13 protein-coding genes and 1 pseudogene are annotated in these 12,768 nt (G+C 62.7%); 7 read left to right on the top strand and 7 right to left on the bottom strand.

Annotated features, from left to right (window positions below; all coding sequences use genetic code 11):
- Positions 1-213: 213 nt before the first annotated feature.
- A pseudogene (locus N2597_RS11970) lies at positions 214-1,024 on the bottom strand (hypothetical protein).
- A gap of 181 nt (positions 1,025-1,205) precedes the next feature.
- Positions 1,206-1,406 carry a hypothetical protein gene (locus tag N2597_RS11965; protein ID WP_096761983.1) on the bottom strand — a complete coding sequence of 67 codons (201 nt, stop codon included), beginning with the start codon at positions 1,404-1,406 and terminating at the stop codon, positions 1,206-1,208.
- 262 nt (positions 1,407-1,668) lie between these two features.
- Between N2597_RS11965 and N2597_RS11960 the strand changes: the two genes are divergently transcribed.
- Positions 1,669-3,114 carry an adenylate/guanylate cyclase domain-containing protein gene (locus N2597_RS11960; protein WP_183599221.1) on the top strand — a complete coding sequence of 482 codons (1,446 nt, stop codon included), beginning with the start codon at positions 1,669-1,671 and terminating at the stop codon, positions 3,112-3,114.
- Between the two features lie 58 nt (positions 3,115-3,172).
- Here the strand turns inward: N2597_RS11960 and N2597_RS11955 are convergent, their stop codons facing one another.
- Positions 3,173-3,814, bottom strand: a complete 642-nt coding sequence (locus tag N2597_RS11955) for a dihydrofolate reductase family protein (RefSeq protein ID WP_183599223.1) — start codon at positions 3,812-3,814, stop codon at positions 3,173-3,175.
- A gap of 89 nt (positions 3,815-3,903) precedes the next feature.
- Between N2597_RS11955 and N2597_RS11950 the strand changes: the two genes are divergently transcribed.
- From N2597_RS11950 to N2597_RS11935, 4 genes are all read left to right on the top strand, one after another.
- Complete coding sequence (locus N2597_RS11950) at positions 3,904-4,425, top strand: winged helix-turn-helix transcriptional regulator (RefSeq protein WP_183599225.1); 522 nt, start codon at positions 3,904-3,906, stop codon at positions 4,423-4,425.
- Positions 4,426-4,784: 359 nt separating this feature from the next.
- Entirely contained in the window at positions 4,785-5,456 is a 672-nt protein-coding gene (locus N2597_RS11945) for a response regulator transcription factor (protein ID WP_183599227.1), read from the top strand.
- Positions 5,453-6,799: a sensor histidine kinase gene (locus N2597_RS11940; protein ID WP_406549682.1), complete on the top strand. Its 1,347-nt coding sequence runs from the start codon at positions 5,453-5,455 to the stop codon at positions 6,797-6,799. The genes N2597_RS11945 and N2597_RS11940 overlap by 4 nt, the downstream gene beginning before the upstream one ends.
- A 152-nt stretch (positions 6,800-6,951) precedes the next feature.
- Entirely contained in the window at positions 6,952-7,764 is an 813-nt protein-coding gene (locus N2597_RS11935; protein ID WP_183599231.1) for a DUF3313 domain-containing protein, read from the top strand.
- 163 nt (positions 7,765-7,927) lie between these two features.
- On the opposite strand, the gene N2597_RS11930 is transcribed toward N2597_RS11935, so the two are convergent.
- Positions 7,928-8,437: a BA14K family protein gene (locus tag N2597_RS11930; RefSeq protein WP_183599233.1), complete on the bottom strand. Its 510-nt coding sequence runs from the start codon at positions 8,435-8,437 to the stop codon at positions 7,928-7,930.
- A gap of 197 nt (positions 8,438-8,634) precedes the next feature.
- On the opposite strand from N2597_RS11930, the gene N2597_RS11925 reads away from it, so the two are divergent.
- A complete protein-coding gene (locus tag N2597_RS11925) occupies positions 8,635-9,585 on the top strand; it encodes a hypothetical protein (RefSeq protein WP_106796676.1) in 951 nt (316 codons plus the stop codon).
- 107 nt (positions 9,586-9,692) lie between these two features.
- Here N2597_RS11925 and N2597_RS11920 read toward each other — a convergent pair whose 3' ends face one another.
- The 3 genes from N2597_RS11920 to N2597_RS11910 form a co-directional block, all read right to left on the bottom strand.
- A complete protein-coding gene (locus N2597_RS11920; protein WP_038689620.1) occupies positions 9,693-9,908 on the bottom strand; it encodes a hypothetical protein in 216 nt (71 codons plus the stop codon).
- Between the two features lie 228 nt (positions 9,909-10,136).
- Positions 10,137-10,376, bottom strand: a complete 240-nt coding sequence (locus N2597_RS11915) for a hypothetical protein (RefSeq protein ID WP_009996943.1) — start codon at positions 10,374-10,376, stop codon at positions 10,137-10,139.
- Positions 10,377-10,412: 36 nt separating this feature from the next.
- Positions 10,413-11,249 carry an alpha/beta fold hydrolase gene (locus N2597_RS11910; protein ID WP_009996941.1) on the bottom strand — a complete coding sequence of 279 codons (837 nt, stop codon included), beginning with the start codon at positions 11,247-11,249 and terminating at the stop codon, positions 10,413-10,415.
- 561 nt (positions 11,250-11,810) lie between these two features.
- Between N2597_RS11910 and N2597_RS11905 the strand changes: the two genes are divergently transcribed.
- On the top strand, positions 11,811-12,767 hold the full coding sequence (locus N2597_RS11905; protein ID WP_106796737.1) for a S1C family serine protease: 957 nt from the start codon (positions 11,811-11,813) through the stop codon (positions 12,765-12,767).
- Position 12,768: the final 1 nt, after the last annotated feature.

The raw sequence follows: 12,768 nt of genomic DNA, 5'->3' as shown, positions 1-12,768 counted from the left end.
AGCCGGTCGATTGGCTTTGATCGCCAGGCCAAACAGCAATGCCGTCGGCTCCGGGCAGCCCGTCGCCGCGACCATCGCCGCGACAGCGGCAGGCGATCCGACAACAGCGACGATAGTATGTTCCATGATCCACTCTCGATATCGGAGCCGCTGGTTCGTTGCCGGATCAGCTCTAGCGGATTTCCTGTCGCGTGCAAGCGAGTTGGGCAGGTCTCATTCGACCTGGATATGAAGATGGTCGTCGTGGCGGGCGGCCCGGCAGCCCTGAAAGCTGACATGGGCGTCGGTGATCCCGAGCGCGTTCTTCAGGTGCGGTTCGATGAAGATCTTCTGCAGACCAAAGCGCGCGACCCCTTCCGTCGTCAGCCAGGCGACCGCCGCCGCGGTGCGCTGCTCCTCGATCCGGTAGGCCGGGAACAATGGCTGCAGCGCATCGAAATTCCAGCGGGTGGTGAGCCAGTCATGGCGACCCGCGCACGGCAGTTCGTCGCCCGGGCCAGGCTCCTCGAAAGCGAAATAACCGATCGGCGAGCGGGTTGCGCCATTCAAGAAGGCGCCATTTGCATCCTTGTAGTAATAGGCGAAATCAAGCTTCTTGCCGTCGGCATGCGAGAGATGCGGCAGCAGCGGGAAACCGTTGACGAAGGGGAAGTTCGCATCCAGCTGGACGGTGACGGTGCCGGGGAATTGCTTGTCCATATGGGCGGCGAGCGCCGCTGCCAGATCGCGAAGCTTGGGCGTGACGTAGTTGCGGTTCAGCGCGCAGTATTGGCGAGCGGACCACGAGCCTGTCTTCAACGCTTGGCAGGCAGGAGAGAGGAACGCGGCCGAATGCCGGTGCCGCAAACTGCGTGGCGACCGTCGCGGCGGCGTAGCACAAAAGGAAGAGCGCGAGCTTGGCGGGAAATCGCCTGAGGCCGCATATTCGCGCGGCGGCGAGGGCGATGAGATAGGCGATGCCGCCGATCTGGGTGAGCAGCGTCAGGATGAGAGCGGCGAGGGCGTGGATGATGAAGCGGAGCACCGGGCGGACTTGCGGAAGGAGGTTGCATTGCCTTAGGCAGGGAGTGGAGATGTGCAAGGTGGGTGGGGAGTGCGGTTATTTCGCAGGGCCTCGACCTTCAAGCCGGGACCTGCGCGATCTGGCCGGCACCGGCACCGGCACCTAAGAGGTGTCCGCGCTCATCGAGAGAATATCGGATCTTTTAGTGGTCCAGCTGCTTCGACAGTTCGGCAAAAAGCCTGTCGCCGCGGGTGTTCATCTGGAGCAGATCGACCGCGACCGTGATGGCGCGGCGTCCCTCGACGCTGTCGATGTCGAGTTTCTTCTCGCCGCACCATTGCCGAACGGCATCGGTGACGATGGCTATTTCGTGGTCGTCGAGTGAGATGAGCGATAGGAGCAACGTCGTACCCTCCATAAAGCGGCAAGAGCACTTATGATCTCCCAAGCGGTCGCGCCGATGATGCGATGGGCGATGACGCTCACTCTACGCTCATTCCGCAGCAATGCTAGAGCTATTTTGGCGCGGTCGAGCCGGCCGCCCGGCGGGCGCTGCGACCGGCGCATCCAAGGCTGCCGAAGGCGGACGCACGGCCCGTTTTTTGCTATAGTTGCGGGAGCCGCCGTGGATCCCATGGCCTGGCCAATCGAGGCGCAGGTGTGAGATGATCGATGTTCGGGAACGACTCCTCGACAGCAAGATGACCGAGATGGAGCTTGCCCGGTCATGGAGCCCGCGCGTCATCTCCAAGTTCGAAAGCCTGATCCGCAGCGGCGACGATTTCTCGCTCTACCGCATCAATCCGCTGGCTTTTGCGCGCGATCACGCGATCTCCGAGGCCGAAAGCATCGATCTCTTTCTCCATGCGACGCGCAGCGGCCTGTTCGAGATGAGCTGGGACGTCGTGTGTCCCCAATCCGGCATGGTGCTCGACAGTTTCGGCGCGCTGCGGATGCTGAAGACCCACTATGTCTGCGGCCTTTGCGACGTCTCCGGCGAAACCGACCTCGACGACTTCATCGAAGTGACCTTCACGGTGTCGCCGCAGTTGCGCCGGCTGCCGTTTCACGATCCCGGCTCGCTTTCGGTCGAGGATTTTCACTGGAAGGCGCGGTTTCTGAGCGATGCGCGGCTGCCCGGCCAGCAGGCCCGCTTTGTCGATGTCCTCAAGGGGATGGTGCGCGGCCTGACCTTCCTGGCGCCCGCATCCGTCACGACGGTGAGGGCGGAGCTCGGTCCCGGGGCGCTCGCCGGCATTAACGTGCAGACGCAGGCGAGCTTTGCGCTGCCGGTGGCAGGCGAACCTGTGACGGTGCCGACGCTCCTGCGCGTCCGATATGACGGTCAGCGGTTCTGCGCTTCGCTGCCGTCGGTGCGGCCCGGCCCCGTCATCGTCGACGTCGAGAACTCGGCGGCCATGCGAGGCTCGCTGCTGCTGATCAACTGGCCGCCCGAAATCCTGGCGCAGACCACCAAGCCGGTCCTCGACTTCGATCCCTATGTATCGGGCGGAATGCTTTTGGCGCGCCAAACCTTCCGGCGGCTGTTTCGTTCCGAGCGCGTTGACGAAAGGGAGGGGCTCGGCATCCGCCAGGTGACGCTGCTGTTCACCGATCTCAAGGGCTCAACCGCAATGTACGAACGGCTCGGCGATCTCAACGCCTATGCGCTGGTGCGCGAGCATTTCGCCTTGCTCGGCGCCACGGTGCAGGAGCATTCGGGCGCAATCGTCAAGACGATCGGCGATGCCGTGATGGCTGCCTTCTCCCGCCCGGCCGATGCGGTTTCGGCGGCGTTGCATATGCTTGGGGAAATCGAGCGTTTCAACAGCGAACATGGCGATCCCAGCATCATCCTGAAAATCGGCGCCCATTGCGGCCCGTCCATCGCCGTGACCTTGAACCACAACCTCGATTATTTCGGACAGACCGTCAATGTCGCTGCCCGGGTGCAGTCGCTGGCCGATGCCGGCGAGATATGCATTTCCGAAGCGCTGTTTTCGGCACCTGGTGTCGCCCAGTTGCTTTCCGGCCAACGGCTGGCCGCCTTCGAGGCCCCGTTGCGGGGCGTCGAGGGAACGGCATGCGTATACCGAGTGATTCCGGGTTAGATCTGACGCGAGCAGGCGACCCTTGCGACCGCCTTGCCCGGACGGCCTGAGCTGGCAATTATTTCGCGAGCACGATATGGGTGGCGTGTTCGCTGGCGACATGTTCGGTGACGCGGAATCCGAGGGCCGGCAGGTCGATGCCTGAAAACAGCGCTTCGCCTTTGCCGAGCACGACGGGGGCGACGGCGAAGTGCAGTTCATCGATCAGGCCGGCCTGCAGATATTGCCGCACGGTGCTGACGCCGCCGCCGATTTTTACATCCTTGCTGCCGGCCGCCGCCCTGGCCTTGTCGAGCGCTTCATGAATGCCAGATGTGATGAAGTGGAAGGTCGTGCCGCCTTCCATGACCAGCGACTCGCGCGGATAGTGGGTCAGGATATAGGTCGGTGCGTGGTATGGCGGGTTCGGACCCCACCAACCTTTCCAGGCATCGTCCGGCCACTCGCCACGGATCGGACCGAACATGTTGCGGCCGAGAATGAAGGCGCCGAAACCGGCCATGCCGCGAGCGGCATAATCCTCGTCAACTCCTTGCGAACCGTCGTCCTTTCCCAGCATCGCACGGAAGGTGCGGGTATGGAAAAACCATTGAAACATCTCGGGTCCCCGCTTGCCGAGCGGATCCTGCAGGCTCTGTTCCGGACCGGCGCCGAAACCGTCGACGGAAACGGAAAACCCTGCAACGCGCACCTTGGACATGCTCTCCTCCATGTGATTGCAGTTTGAAACTAGTTGTGTTCTCCCATAAGCGATCCTATAGTGCAACTGGTTTCTACAGGAGATGCTTCGTGGATATTGAATTGCGGTCCGGCTGCCCGATCAACCTGACAATGGAAGTGCTGGGTGACCGGTGGAGCCTGATCATCATCCGCGACATCATGTTTGGCAACCGCCGGCATTTCCGCGATCTGCTCAACAATTCGGAGGAGGGCATCGCCTCCAATATCCTGGCGGCGCGGCTGAAACGGCTGCTCTCGCTCGGCTTCATCAGCAAGCGGGACGATCCGAGCCACAGCCAGAAGGCAATCTACAGCCTGACGGAGCCGGCGATTCAGCTCGTGCCCGTCTTCGCGATGATCGGCGCCTGGGGCAGGCGTCACCTGCCGGTGACGGAGGATCTCAGCATTCGCGCGCAGCTTCTGGAGGAAGGCGGACAGTCGCTCTGGGATGAATTCATGGAGGATCTCCGGCAGATCCACATCGTCGATCCGGTTGGCGGGGCGAACGGGACGGTGACCTCGCCGGTGCTTGCGCGGCTGACGGCGGCATTTCTGAAGGTGCGGGAGAAGATGGCGGCTGGGGTGGCGTGATTTAGGCGAAGGGTCGGATGAGGGGGCCGCACGGCACGCCTTTGCTTCCACCTGGCAGCAAAAGCCAATTACGGTCAATCTCCAATTTTCGTTATCGTTCCTTGGGTTGAATTTCGTCTCTACCTCACGAACAAAATGATCAACGGCCCGGCCAGCAGGCTCGCGAGGATGAAGGCGGAGAGGAGATAAGTCTCCAGGAGGCGGAGGATGGATTTGAAATGGATCATGTCGAGGTCCTGAGTTGTGGTGCCTGATCCTCCGGTGGAACAATTGCAGCAGCATGACCGGCTGCCTTTCAAGTTCCGCAATGTTGCTGCAACCCTTGCGGCCGAAACAGGGGCGTGAGGGTTGGTTGGGCGATGCGGATTCTGCTGATTGAGGATGAGAAGGAGCTGGCCGAAGCGCTGACTGCGGCGCTCGGCAAGCATGGGATCGTGACAGATCACACGGTGCATCTTGCCGATGCCGTGGAGCTGACGCGGCAGAACCCCTATGACGCGATACTGCTCGACCGGCGCCTGCCTGACGGCGAGGGGCTGCGCTTCATTCCGGAGCTGAGGCGGACCGGCAAGGATACGCCGATCATCGTGCTGACGGCGCTGAACGCGCCGAAGGAGCGGGTGGAGGGGCTCGATCTCGGCGCCGACGACTATCTCGGCAAGCCGTTTCTAGTCGAGGAACTGATGGCGCGGCTCAGGGCCGTGCTGCGGCGGCCGCCGAGCCTTTCCGAGCTGAAGATCACGGCCGGGCGGATGGTGATCGATCCCCTGCATTTGAGCGTCACCGTCGGCGATATGCCGCTCGATCTGCCGCGGCGCGAGCTTCTGGTGCTCGCCGCGCTCGCCAGGCGCAAGGAGAAGACCGTGCTGCGCGCGACGCTGGAGGCAGCCGTTTACAATTATGAAGAAGAAATTCAGTCGAACGCCCTCGATGCCCATATATCACGGCTGCGCAAGCGGCTTGCCGATGTGGGTGCGGAGGTTTCGATCCACAATATCCGCGGCGTCGGCTATCTCATGAAGGAAGAATGATGGGGGCAGGAAGCACCAATCCATCGCTCTGGTGGCGGCTCAGCTGGCAGCTTAGCCTGGTCTTCGTCAGCGTGGTGACGGCCGTCACCATCGGGCTCTGCTTCTATGGCGCGACGATCCTCTCTCCGAATGTCGCGCTGGAGGATCATATTACCGCAGCGCTGGCTCCGGCCGCTGCGCTCGATGCCGAAGGACGGCTTGAGATAAAGGATATGCCGGAGCTTGAGGCGCTCAAGCGACAATATGACGGGCTCTGGTATGTCGCGGCGACGACGAACGGTTCTTTCGTGTCCTACGGGACCATTCCTCCAGCCTACGCCGAGCTTGCGCGTCTGACCTATTTGTTCGAAGGGGCCGATATTAGGGGATCGGTCGGCACGGACGAGATCGCCTCGGTCGAAAGCGTGGAGACCGCGATCGGCGAGCTCAGGGTTTTGTTCGGCGGCGTCGCCGACAAGGGCTGGCCGGTGATTACGCTGATGGGCGCCGTCTATCCGATCTATGTGCCGCTGCTCGTCATTGCCTTGCCCGCAGTCTTTCTCGCCGTTCCCAGGATCGTCGGGCGGGGGCTTGCCAGCGTCAGCGAGGTTGCCCGAAAGGCCTCGGAAATCGAAGCCCGCCGCTACGATGCCCGCCTGCCGCTCGACGGCATTCCGAGGGAGGTCGCGCCGCTGGTGAGCGCCTTCAACGAGGCGCTCGACCGGCTGGAGAATGAGTACCGCAAACGGCAGCACTTCCTGATCGATGCGGCCCACGAGCTGCGGACGCCGATCGCCATCATGCAGACCAGGATTGACGGGACGGCAGAGGGGCAGGACCGCCGGCGATTGCTCGACGACGTCGCGCGCCTGGCCGAGACGGCCGAACAGCTGCTCGATTTCGAGCGCAACGGCCAGGCAACCGATCTCCATGAAATGGTCGATCTCGTCGAGATCGCCCGCGGCGTAGTGGCCGATCTTGCGCCGCTCGCCATCGGCGCCGGCTACCAGATCTCGTTTCAGAGCGAGGTCGAGAGCCTGAAGCGCAAGGGCAGTCCTTCGGCGCTGCCGCGGGCCGTCAGCAACCTGGTGCGCAATGCCATCGACCATGGCGGCAACCGAGGCATGATCACGGTCGCAGTCTCGGATGCAGGCGGCGGGCGGATCAGCGTCACCGATGAAGGGCCGGGCATTCCGGCCGAGCACCGGGAACTGGTGTTCGAGCCGTTCTACCGGGTCACTCCGAAGAGTACGGGGGCGGGGCTGGGCCTCAGTCTCGTCAAGCAGATCGCCTTGAATCATGGCGGCGAGGTTCGCATCGCGAGCGCTGCCGCCGGCACCCAGGTGGCGATCCAACTCGGATGACGCCGGTTGTTGCCGGCAGCCGATGCTGCCGGAAACGATGTAATGCTGCGGCAATTCTTCGCCGCCAATTTCCCCGCACATTATCGGCGACGGAGGCCATCGGAGTGCGCAGGAATCTTTTTACTTCATCTTTTTCAAAGGCTTCGAAAGCCGTGTCCCTCGCATTGCCGCTGGTGCTGACCGTGGCTGCGGTCGGGTGCAGCTCGGTCCCGCTCAAGGAGAGCGGCACACTCTCCACCTATTCCAATCTCGGCGCGCCGAAGGGCAAGCTTTCGAAATCACGCGCCTTTGTCGATGGCCTCACTCTCGCCCCGATCAAGACGGTCGCCATCGAGCCGACGCGGTTCGGCTTCGCTGCGGCAAGCCGGATCAAATCGCCGGCCGACCGCGCGATGGTCGCCAACGCGCTTGACCGGGCGCTCTGCATTTCCCTGAGCGACAGATACCAGATGGTGGCGGCAGGCGAGAGCGCGGACCTGACGATCCGCTCGATGATCACCGACATCGTGCCGACCAACAAGACCATGGCGGGCGTTTCCACCGTCGTGACCGTCGGCACGGGCTTTGCGCTGCCGGTCGGAGTGCCGCGCCTGCCGGTCGGGCTCGGCGGGCTGGCGGTGGAAGCCGAGGCGGTCGACAAATCGGGCGCGCAGCGGGCGGCGATGGTCTGGGCGCGCGGGGCAAATTCGCTTCAGAACAATCCGCGCGTTTCCGAGGTGGGTGACGCCTATGGCCTCGCCTCCAAGTTCAGCAGCGAATTTTCACGCATGCTAATCGCAGGCAAGGAGCCGAAGGGATTGGACCTCTCGCTTCCCTCGCGCCAGCGGATGAAATCCTGGCTCGGCGGCAAGCCGAAATACCTCGCCTTCGGCCGCGAGCCCGGGCTGGTCGGCGCCGTCGCCGCCAAATACGGCGCGCCGCCGCAATGGACGGAGAAGAAGCCGAAGGCGGCCGTCGCTTATTGACCGTGCTCAGCCAACCCCGAGGCTGGGCGGACGGGACGGACGGAGCCGGGACCGAAAAGCCGTGCTCCGTCCGTCTTTTGCGTTCGGGTGTTCTCTCAAACGAGTGACAACAAAAAGCCCCGCATCTTTATGCGGGGCTTGCTCTGGAACAGGGGTGACAAAATTACCGGCACTGACGGCGCGGGCCGTAGTTCGGCTGGTAGGTGTTGTCATAGGCGCGGTACGACCGATAGCGGGCGTAGCAATATTCGGCATGAGAGCTATAGCCACGCGAACTATAGGCGCGGGGTTGCGAGGCGATGATGCCGCCGATCAGGGCGCCGGCCGCCAAGCCGCCGATTATGGCGCCGGTGTTGTCGTTGTGGCGCCGCCATCTGCGGTCATAACGGCGATCCCAACCGTAGCGGTCGCCACGATAGTAGTCTCGGTCGCGATAGTAGCTGCGGTCACGATAGTAACGGCGATCGCTGTAATGTCTGCGCCGTTCACCATAGCGCGAGCAGACGATCGAGAACCTGCTGCATCCGACGGTCATGATCCGGGCATCGTTATCCCCCGGAGCCGGCTGGGCAGCCGATTGCACCGGCCTCGGCACGAAGGCCGGGCCTGCCGAAACCGGCGTTCCGGAGAAAGCCGTCGCTATCGACAGGGCAATGATGGCGAATTTCTTCATTTCATTCACCTTGGGTAGACAGACTATCGGGGGATAACGCAAGGGAAGGGAATTAGTTTCATTCTGGGAATGATGAAGGCATTTCTCGCAGAAATATTCGGCAGGAAGTTCAAATTGAAAGCAGTTGCTCAATGAGATCTTCATGGGCTTGCTGGTTCAATCCTGATGCAACGGCACTCCAGTGCGGAAGGATTATCATGCGGCTCTGCAGGCTTCTCGGCGTTCTCTGTCTCTCCACGACAGTGGCGCTTTCACCTCTCACCATAGTTTCTACCGATCTCTCGCCGGCTTTCGCCAAGGGCGGCAACGGAGGCGGCGGCGGTAACGGCGGCGGAGGAGGCGGAAGCGGCGGAGGCAATGGCGGTGGCGGGGGCAGCCATGGCGGCGGGAGCGGTAGCGGCAACAGCGGCAGCCACGGTGGCGGCAGCAGCAACAGCGGCGGCAGCGGAAAGAGCAGCACCCGCTCCAGCGGCAAGTCCGAAAACGGCCGTAGCGCCAAGAGCGCCGGCAAATCGGTCCAGACCGGCCAGGCCGGCAAGGCGAAGTCGGCCAAGCAGACCGTCAGCACGAAGGGCTCGGCCAAGAAGACGACCATCGCCTCGGCGCCTGCGGCAAAGCCCGCGAAGAAGCCGGCGGCCGAGCTCGCCGGTCTCAATTCGCTCAAACGCAACTTCCATGCCCTGATGAATACGGCTGACCCGCGCATGGCGGCGATCTCGGCATTCGCCACCGCCTATGCGCAGTACGAACTGACCAAGGGGGCTGCCCCGCCGGCCGACGATCCCGCTCTTGGCGACGCCGCGCTGGCGGCCGCGCTTGCTTCCGCCACCAAGACCGGCACGGTCAGCCCTGAGGCCTTAAGCTGGGCAAAGGATACGCTTGGCATCGGCACGGCGGTCGGCAAGATTGACCAGATGCGGGAGACCATGGCGGCGCAAGCCCCAGCGGAAACCCCAGCAGCGGGAACCGAAACCGAGACCAGCGAAGCGGTCGACAGCACCGAGACGACAGATCCTGCCGTGACTGCGGAAACGCCGGCAGCCGACACGGGCAGCTCGGAAGAGGTAGCGGGAGCGATCGAATCCACGCCGGCCATCGATCCGACTGAAACCTCGGCGGCCACGAGCACGGAAACCAGCGGCCTCTGATAACGTCAGCAGGGGTCATGGGAAAACGTGCATCCTATCTCGCTCGTAACGAGGAAGGTCAGGGGCGCGAAGAAGAGGGGAGGCCGGGCATGGCATGACTTGCCCGGTCAGCCTCGTTTCCCGCCGGCAAGCAGGCGAAGCTGGGTCTCGTCATGCACACCCTGCCGATATAGCTCGATGATGAGGGCGCCGAGACGATCGGCTTCCGCGCCTGATCTGTCGATATTGAGCCCGCTGCAAAGAGCTTCATGCACACGCCTGCAGACAGCGAGGTCTTCCGAGGCGAGCGGTTCGTCACGCGTGCTGAACAGCTTGTCTGACATCGCAGTCTGCCCTTTTTCGATGCCGTGAATCGCTATTGCGAAAAAAGATAATTTCGCAGGCCTTGCTCTGCAAGATGGGCGAACGTCTGAATTGAAAAAGCAGCGCAACGCTTCAAGATGCTGCAGTGCCATGTGCGCGTCCCCAAAAAAGCGCGGCGTTGGAAACAGGGCACGCGGAGACGCAGGCGAGGGCATGGAGATGCGCTGGTCGACGGCATCAGAATAGGCCTACCTCGCCGCCGGATCCTTGCCGCCCTGCTGCGATAAGCGCAGTTCTTTCAACCGCTTGGTCTTTTCCCGGCGGGCCCGCTGCTCCGCCTCGATGGTTTCCTTGGCGGCTCGCTCGGTATTTTCAAAACGATCCTGCCGGTAAGCCTTTGATGAGGGTTCACGTTCTCTTTTCATGGCCGCTAAACGCAAATCGGCGAAAACGGTTTCATGCGAAAGCCGTTTTACCGGAAACGGCATGGCCCGCGGGCGCCTCCAGCGCCCGCCGGCCTAGCGTCAGCCCTTGATGAAGGCGAGGATGTCGGGGTTCACGATATCGGCGTGGGTGGTGCACAAGCCGTGCGGGAGTTTCTCGTACACCTTGAGCGTGGCGTTCTGCAGCAGCTTGGACGAGAGCAGGGCGGAGTCGGCGATCGGCACGATCTGGTCGTCATCGCCATGCATGACGAGGGTCGGCACGGTGATGATCTTCAGATCCTCGGTGAAGTCGGTTTCCGAGAACACCTTGATGCCGTCGTAATGCGCCTTGGCGCCGCCCATCATGCCCTGGCGCCACCAATTGTTGATGACCGGTTCCGACACTTTCGCGCCCGGCCGGTTGAAGCCGTAGAACGGGCCGGCCGGCAGGTCGTGGTAGAACTGCGAGCGATTGGCGGCGAGCTGCTGGCGCAGGCCGTCGAAAACTTCGATCGGCAGCCCGCCGGGATTGGCATCCGTCTTGACCATGAGCGGCGGCACGGCGCCGATAATGACGAGCTTGGCAACGCGGCCCTGCGGCTGGCCGTGGCGGGCGACATAATGGGTCGCTTCGCCGCCGCCGGTGGAATGGCCGACGTGGACGGTGTTCCTAAGATCGAGATGCTCGACGACGGCTGAGGCATCGGCGGCGTAATGATCCATGTCGTGACCGTCGCCGACCTGGGTGGAGCGGCCGTGGCCGCGCCGATCATGGGCGACGACGCGGTAGCCCTTCTCGAGGAAGAACAGCATCTGAGTATCCCAGTCGTCAGCGCTCAGCGGCCAGCCGTGGTGGAACATGATCGGCTGGGCGTTCTTCGGCCCCCAGTCCTTGTAGAAAATCTCGACGCCGTCCTTGGTTGTGACTGTGCTCATGTCATGACTCCTTGATTGGGTGGATTGAACTAGACAGACAGTTGCAGGCGTGATCGGCAAGGCCCGGGAGGGTCGTTACGCCAGGGGCCGGAGAACCGCGCCTGCGGGGGTTAAAATTGGCAAGATAATGAAGTGCTTATTGAGCACATCATTGTATTTCATTGATATGACAGCGGTTTGATAGGCTAGTCTTCATGCCGGGTGCCCATCCTTCCAAGCCGCGGCAGCAGGACATGGCGCGCCTTGCCTGCTGCTTCGCGCTGCGAATATTCCTTTTGATACCCCGCATCTCGGTTGCGGAATGCGCCGAGATACGGGCTGATAATGAGCCATTTTATTTCCATTCGTTCAATCTATCTGTCGCGGTAGTTCGATTTATCCTTCCGGCTAGGTTCGCCTTCCCTCCTGTTGCGCCGGGATGCAAGCTCCGCTGGCGCTCACTTGAACGCGGATCGACGCCCAACCATCTAATTCTCTCGAACAGCGCCATGGCCAACGATCGCAATCGCGATTGCTTTGCCGGCGGCGGGACGGCCGTTGCTGCCGCCAGAGGATCAGATCATGGGTTTCATGGACAAGGACATCGCGCCCGGGGATGACGTGGCGCTGATCGATGCCTATTCGCAATCGATCGCAGCCGCAGTCGACAGGGTTGGGCCGGCGGTCAGCCGGATCGAGCGGGTGGGAGGCCGGCAGGGGCATGGGTCGGGTTTTGCCGTTTCGCCCGATGGCCTGATCATCACCAACAGCCATGTCGTCGGCGACGCCAAGCTCGTCCGCATCACCACGCCGGACGAATTCATCACCGAGGGACGTGTGCTCGGCCGCGATATCGATACCGATATCGCTCTTGTTCGGGCCAATGCGAGCACCGGAGCCTGGGCGAGGCTCGGCGACTCGCAGCGCCTGCGCCGGGGGCATATTGCGATCGCGATCGGAAACCCGCTTGGCTTCGAATGGACGGTCACTGCAGGCATCGTCTCGGCGCTCGGCCGCTCGATGCGGGCGGCAAGCGGCAGGCTGATGGAGGATGTCATTCAGACCGACGCGGCGCTTAATCCCGGCAACTCCGGTGGGCCGCTGGTGTCTTCGGGCGGCGAGGTCATCGGCGTCAACACCGCCGTGATCCAGGGCGCGCAGAGCATTGCCTTTGCCGTGGCATCGAATACGGCCAATTTCGTCGTTTCGGAAATCCTCCGCTACGGCCAGGTCCGACGGGCCTTCATCGGTATTTCAGGCGACACGATCGTGCTGCCGCGCCGGGTTGCGCTGGCAGCGGGCACGCTGCAGACGACCTCCGTTCGCATCCGGCGTGTCGAGCCGGAAGGGCCGGCGGCAAAGGGCGGGCTGCAGGAGGGCGATTACATTCTCGCCATCGACGCAAGCCCGGTCGGCGGCGTCGACGATATTGTCAGGCTGATGGACGGCAGCCGGATCGGCAGAGAAACGGAAATCCTGGTGTTCTCCGTGGCCGGCCGGATCGAAAAGAAGATCTTGCTGCCGATGGCGCGGTCATAAG

The organism is Rhizobium sophoriradicis, from assembly GCF_025200795.1.
GTDB classification, from domain to species: Bacteria; Pseudomonadota; Alphaproteobacteria; order Rhizobiales; family Rhizobiaceae; genus Rhizobium; species Rhizobium sophoriradicis.
Note: the sequence above shows the minus strand (reverse complement) of the source record. Positions and strands in the feature narration are given on the sequence as shown.

What these genes read in the sequence shown, in the direction of transcription:
- N2597_RS11960 (WP_183599221.1), top strand. Translation starts at nt 1,669, where the DNA reads ATGATCGATGTTCGGGAACGACTCCTCGACAGCAAGATGACCGAGATG.
- N2597_RS11955 (WP_183599223.1), bottom strand. Translation starts at nt 3,814, where the DNA reads ATGTCCAAGGTGCGCGTTGCAGGGTTTTCCGTTTCCGTCGACGGTTTC.
- N2597_RS11945 (WP_183599227.1), top strand. Translation starts at nt 4,785, where the DNA reads ATGCGGATTCTGCTGATTGAGGATGAGAAGGAGCTGGCCGAAGCGCTG.
- N2597_RS11940 (WP_406549682.1), top strand. Translation starts at nt 5,453, where the DNA reads ATGATGGGGGCAGGAAGCACCAATCCATCGCTCTGGTGGCGGCTCAGC.
- N2597_RS11930 (WP_183599233.1), bottom strand. Translation starts at nt 8,437, where the DNA reads ATGAAGAAATTCGCCATCATTGCCCTGTCGATAGCGACGGCTTTCTCC.
- N2597_RS11925 (WP_106796676.1), top strand. Translation starts at nt 8,635, where the DNA reads ATGCGGCTCTGCAGGCTTCTCGGCGTTCTCTGTCTCTCCACGACAGTG.
- N2597_RS11920 (WP_038689620.1), bottom strand. Translation starts at nt 9,908, where the DNA reads ATGTCAGACAAGCTGTTCAGCACGCGTGACGAACCGCTCGCCTCGGAA.
- N2597_RS11915 (WP_009996943.1), bottom strand. Translation starts at nt 10,376, where the DNA reads ATGCCGTTTCCGGTAAAACGGCTTTCGCATGAAACCGTTTTCGCCGAT.
- N2597_RS11910 (WP_009996941.1), bottom strand. Translation starts at nt 11,249, where the DNA reads ATGAGCACAGTCACAACCAAGGACGGCGTCGAGATTTTCTACAAGGAC.
- N2597_RS11905 (WP_106796737.1), top strand. Translation starts at nt 11,811, where the DNA reads ATGGGTTTCATGGACAAGGACATCGCGCCCGGGGATGACGTGGCGCTG.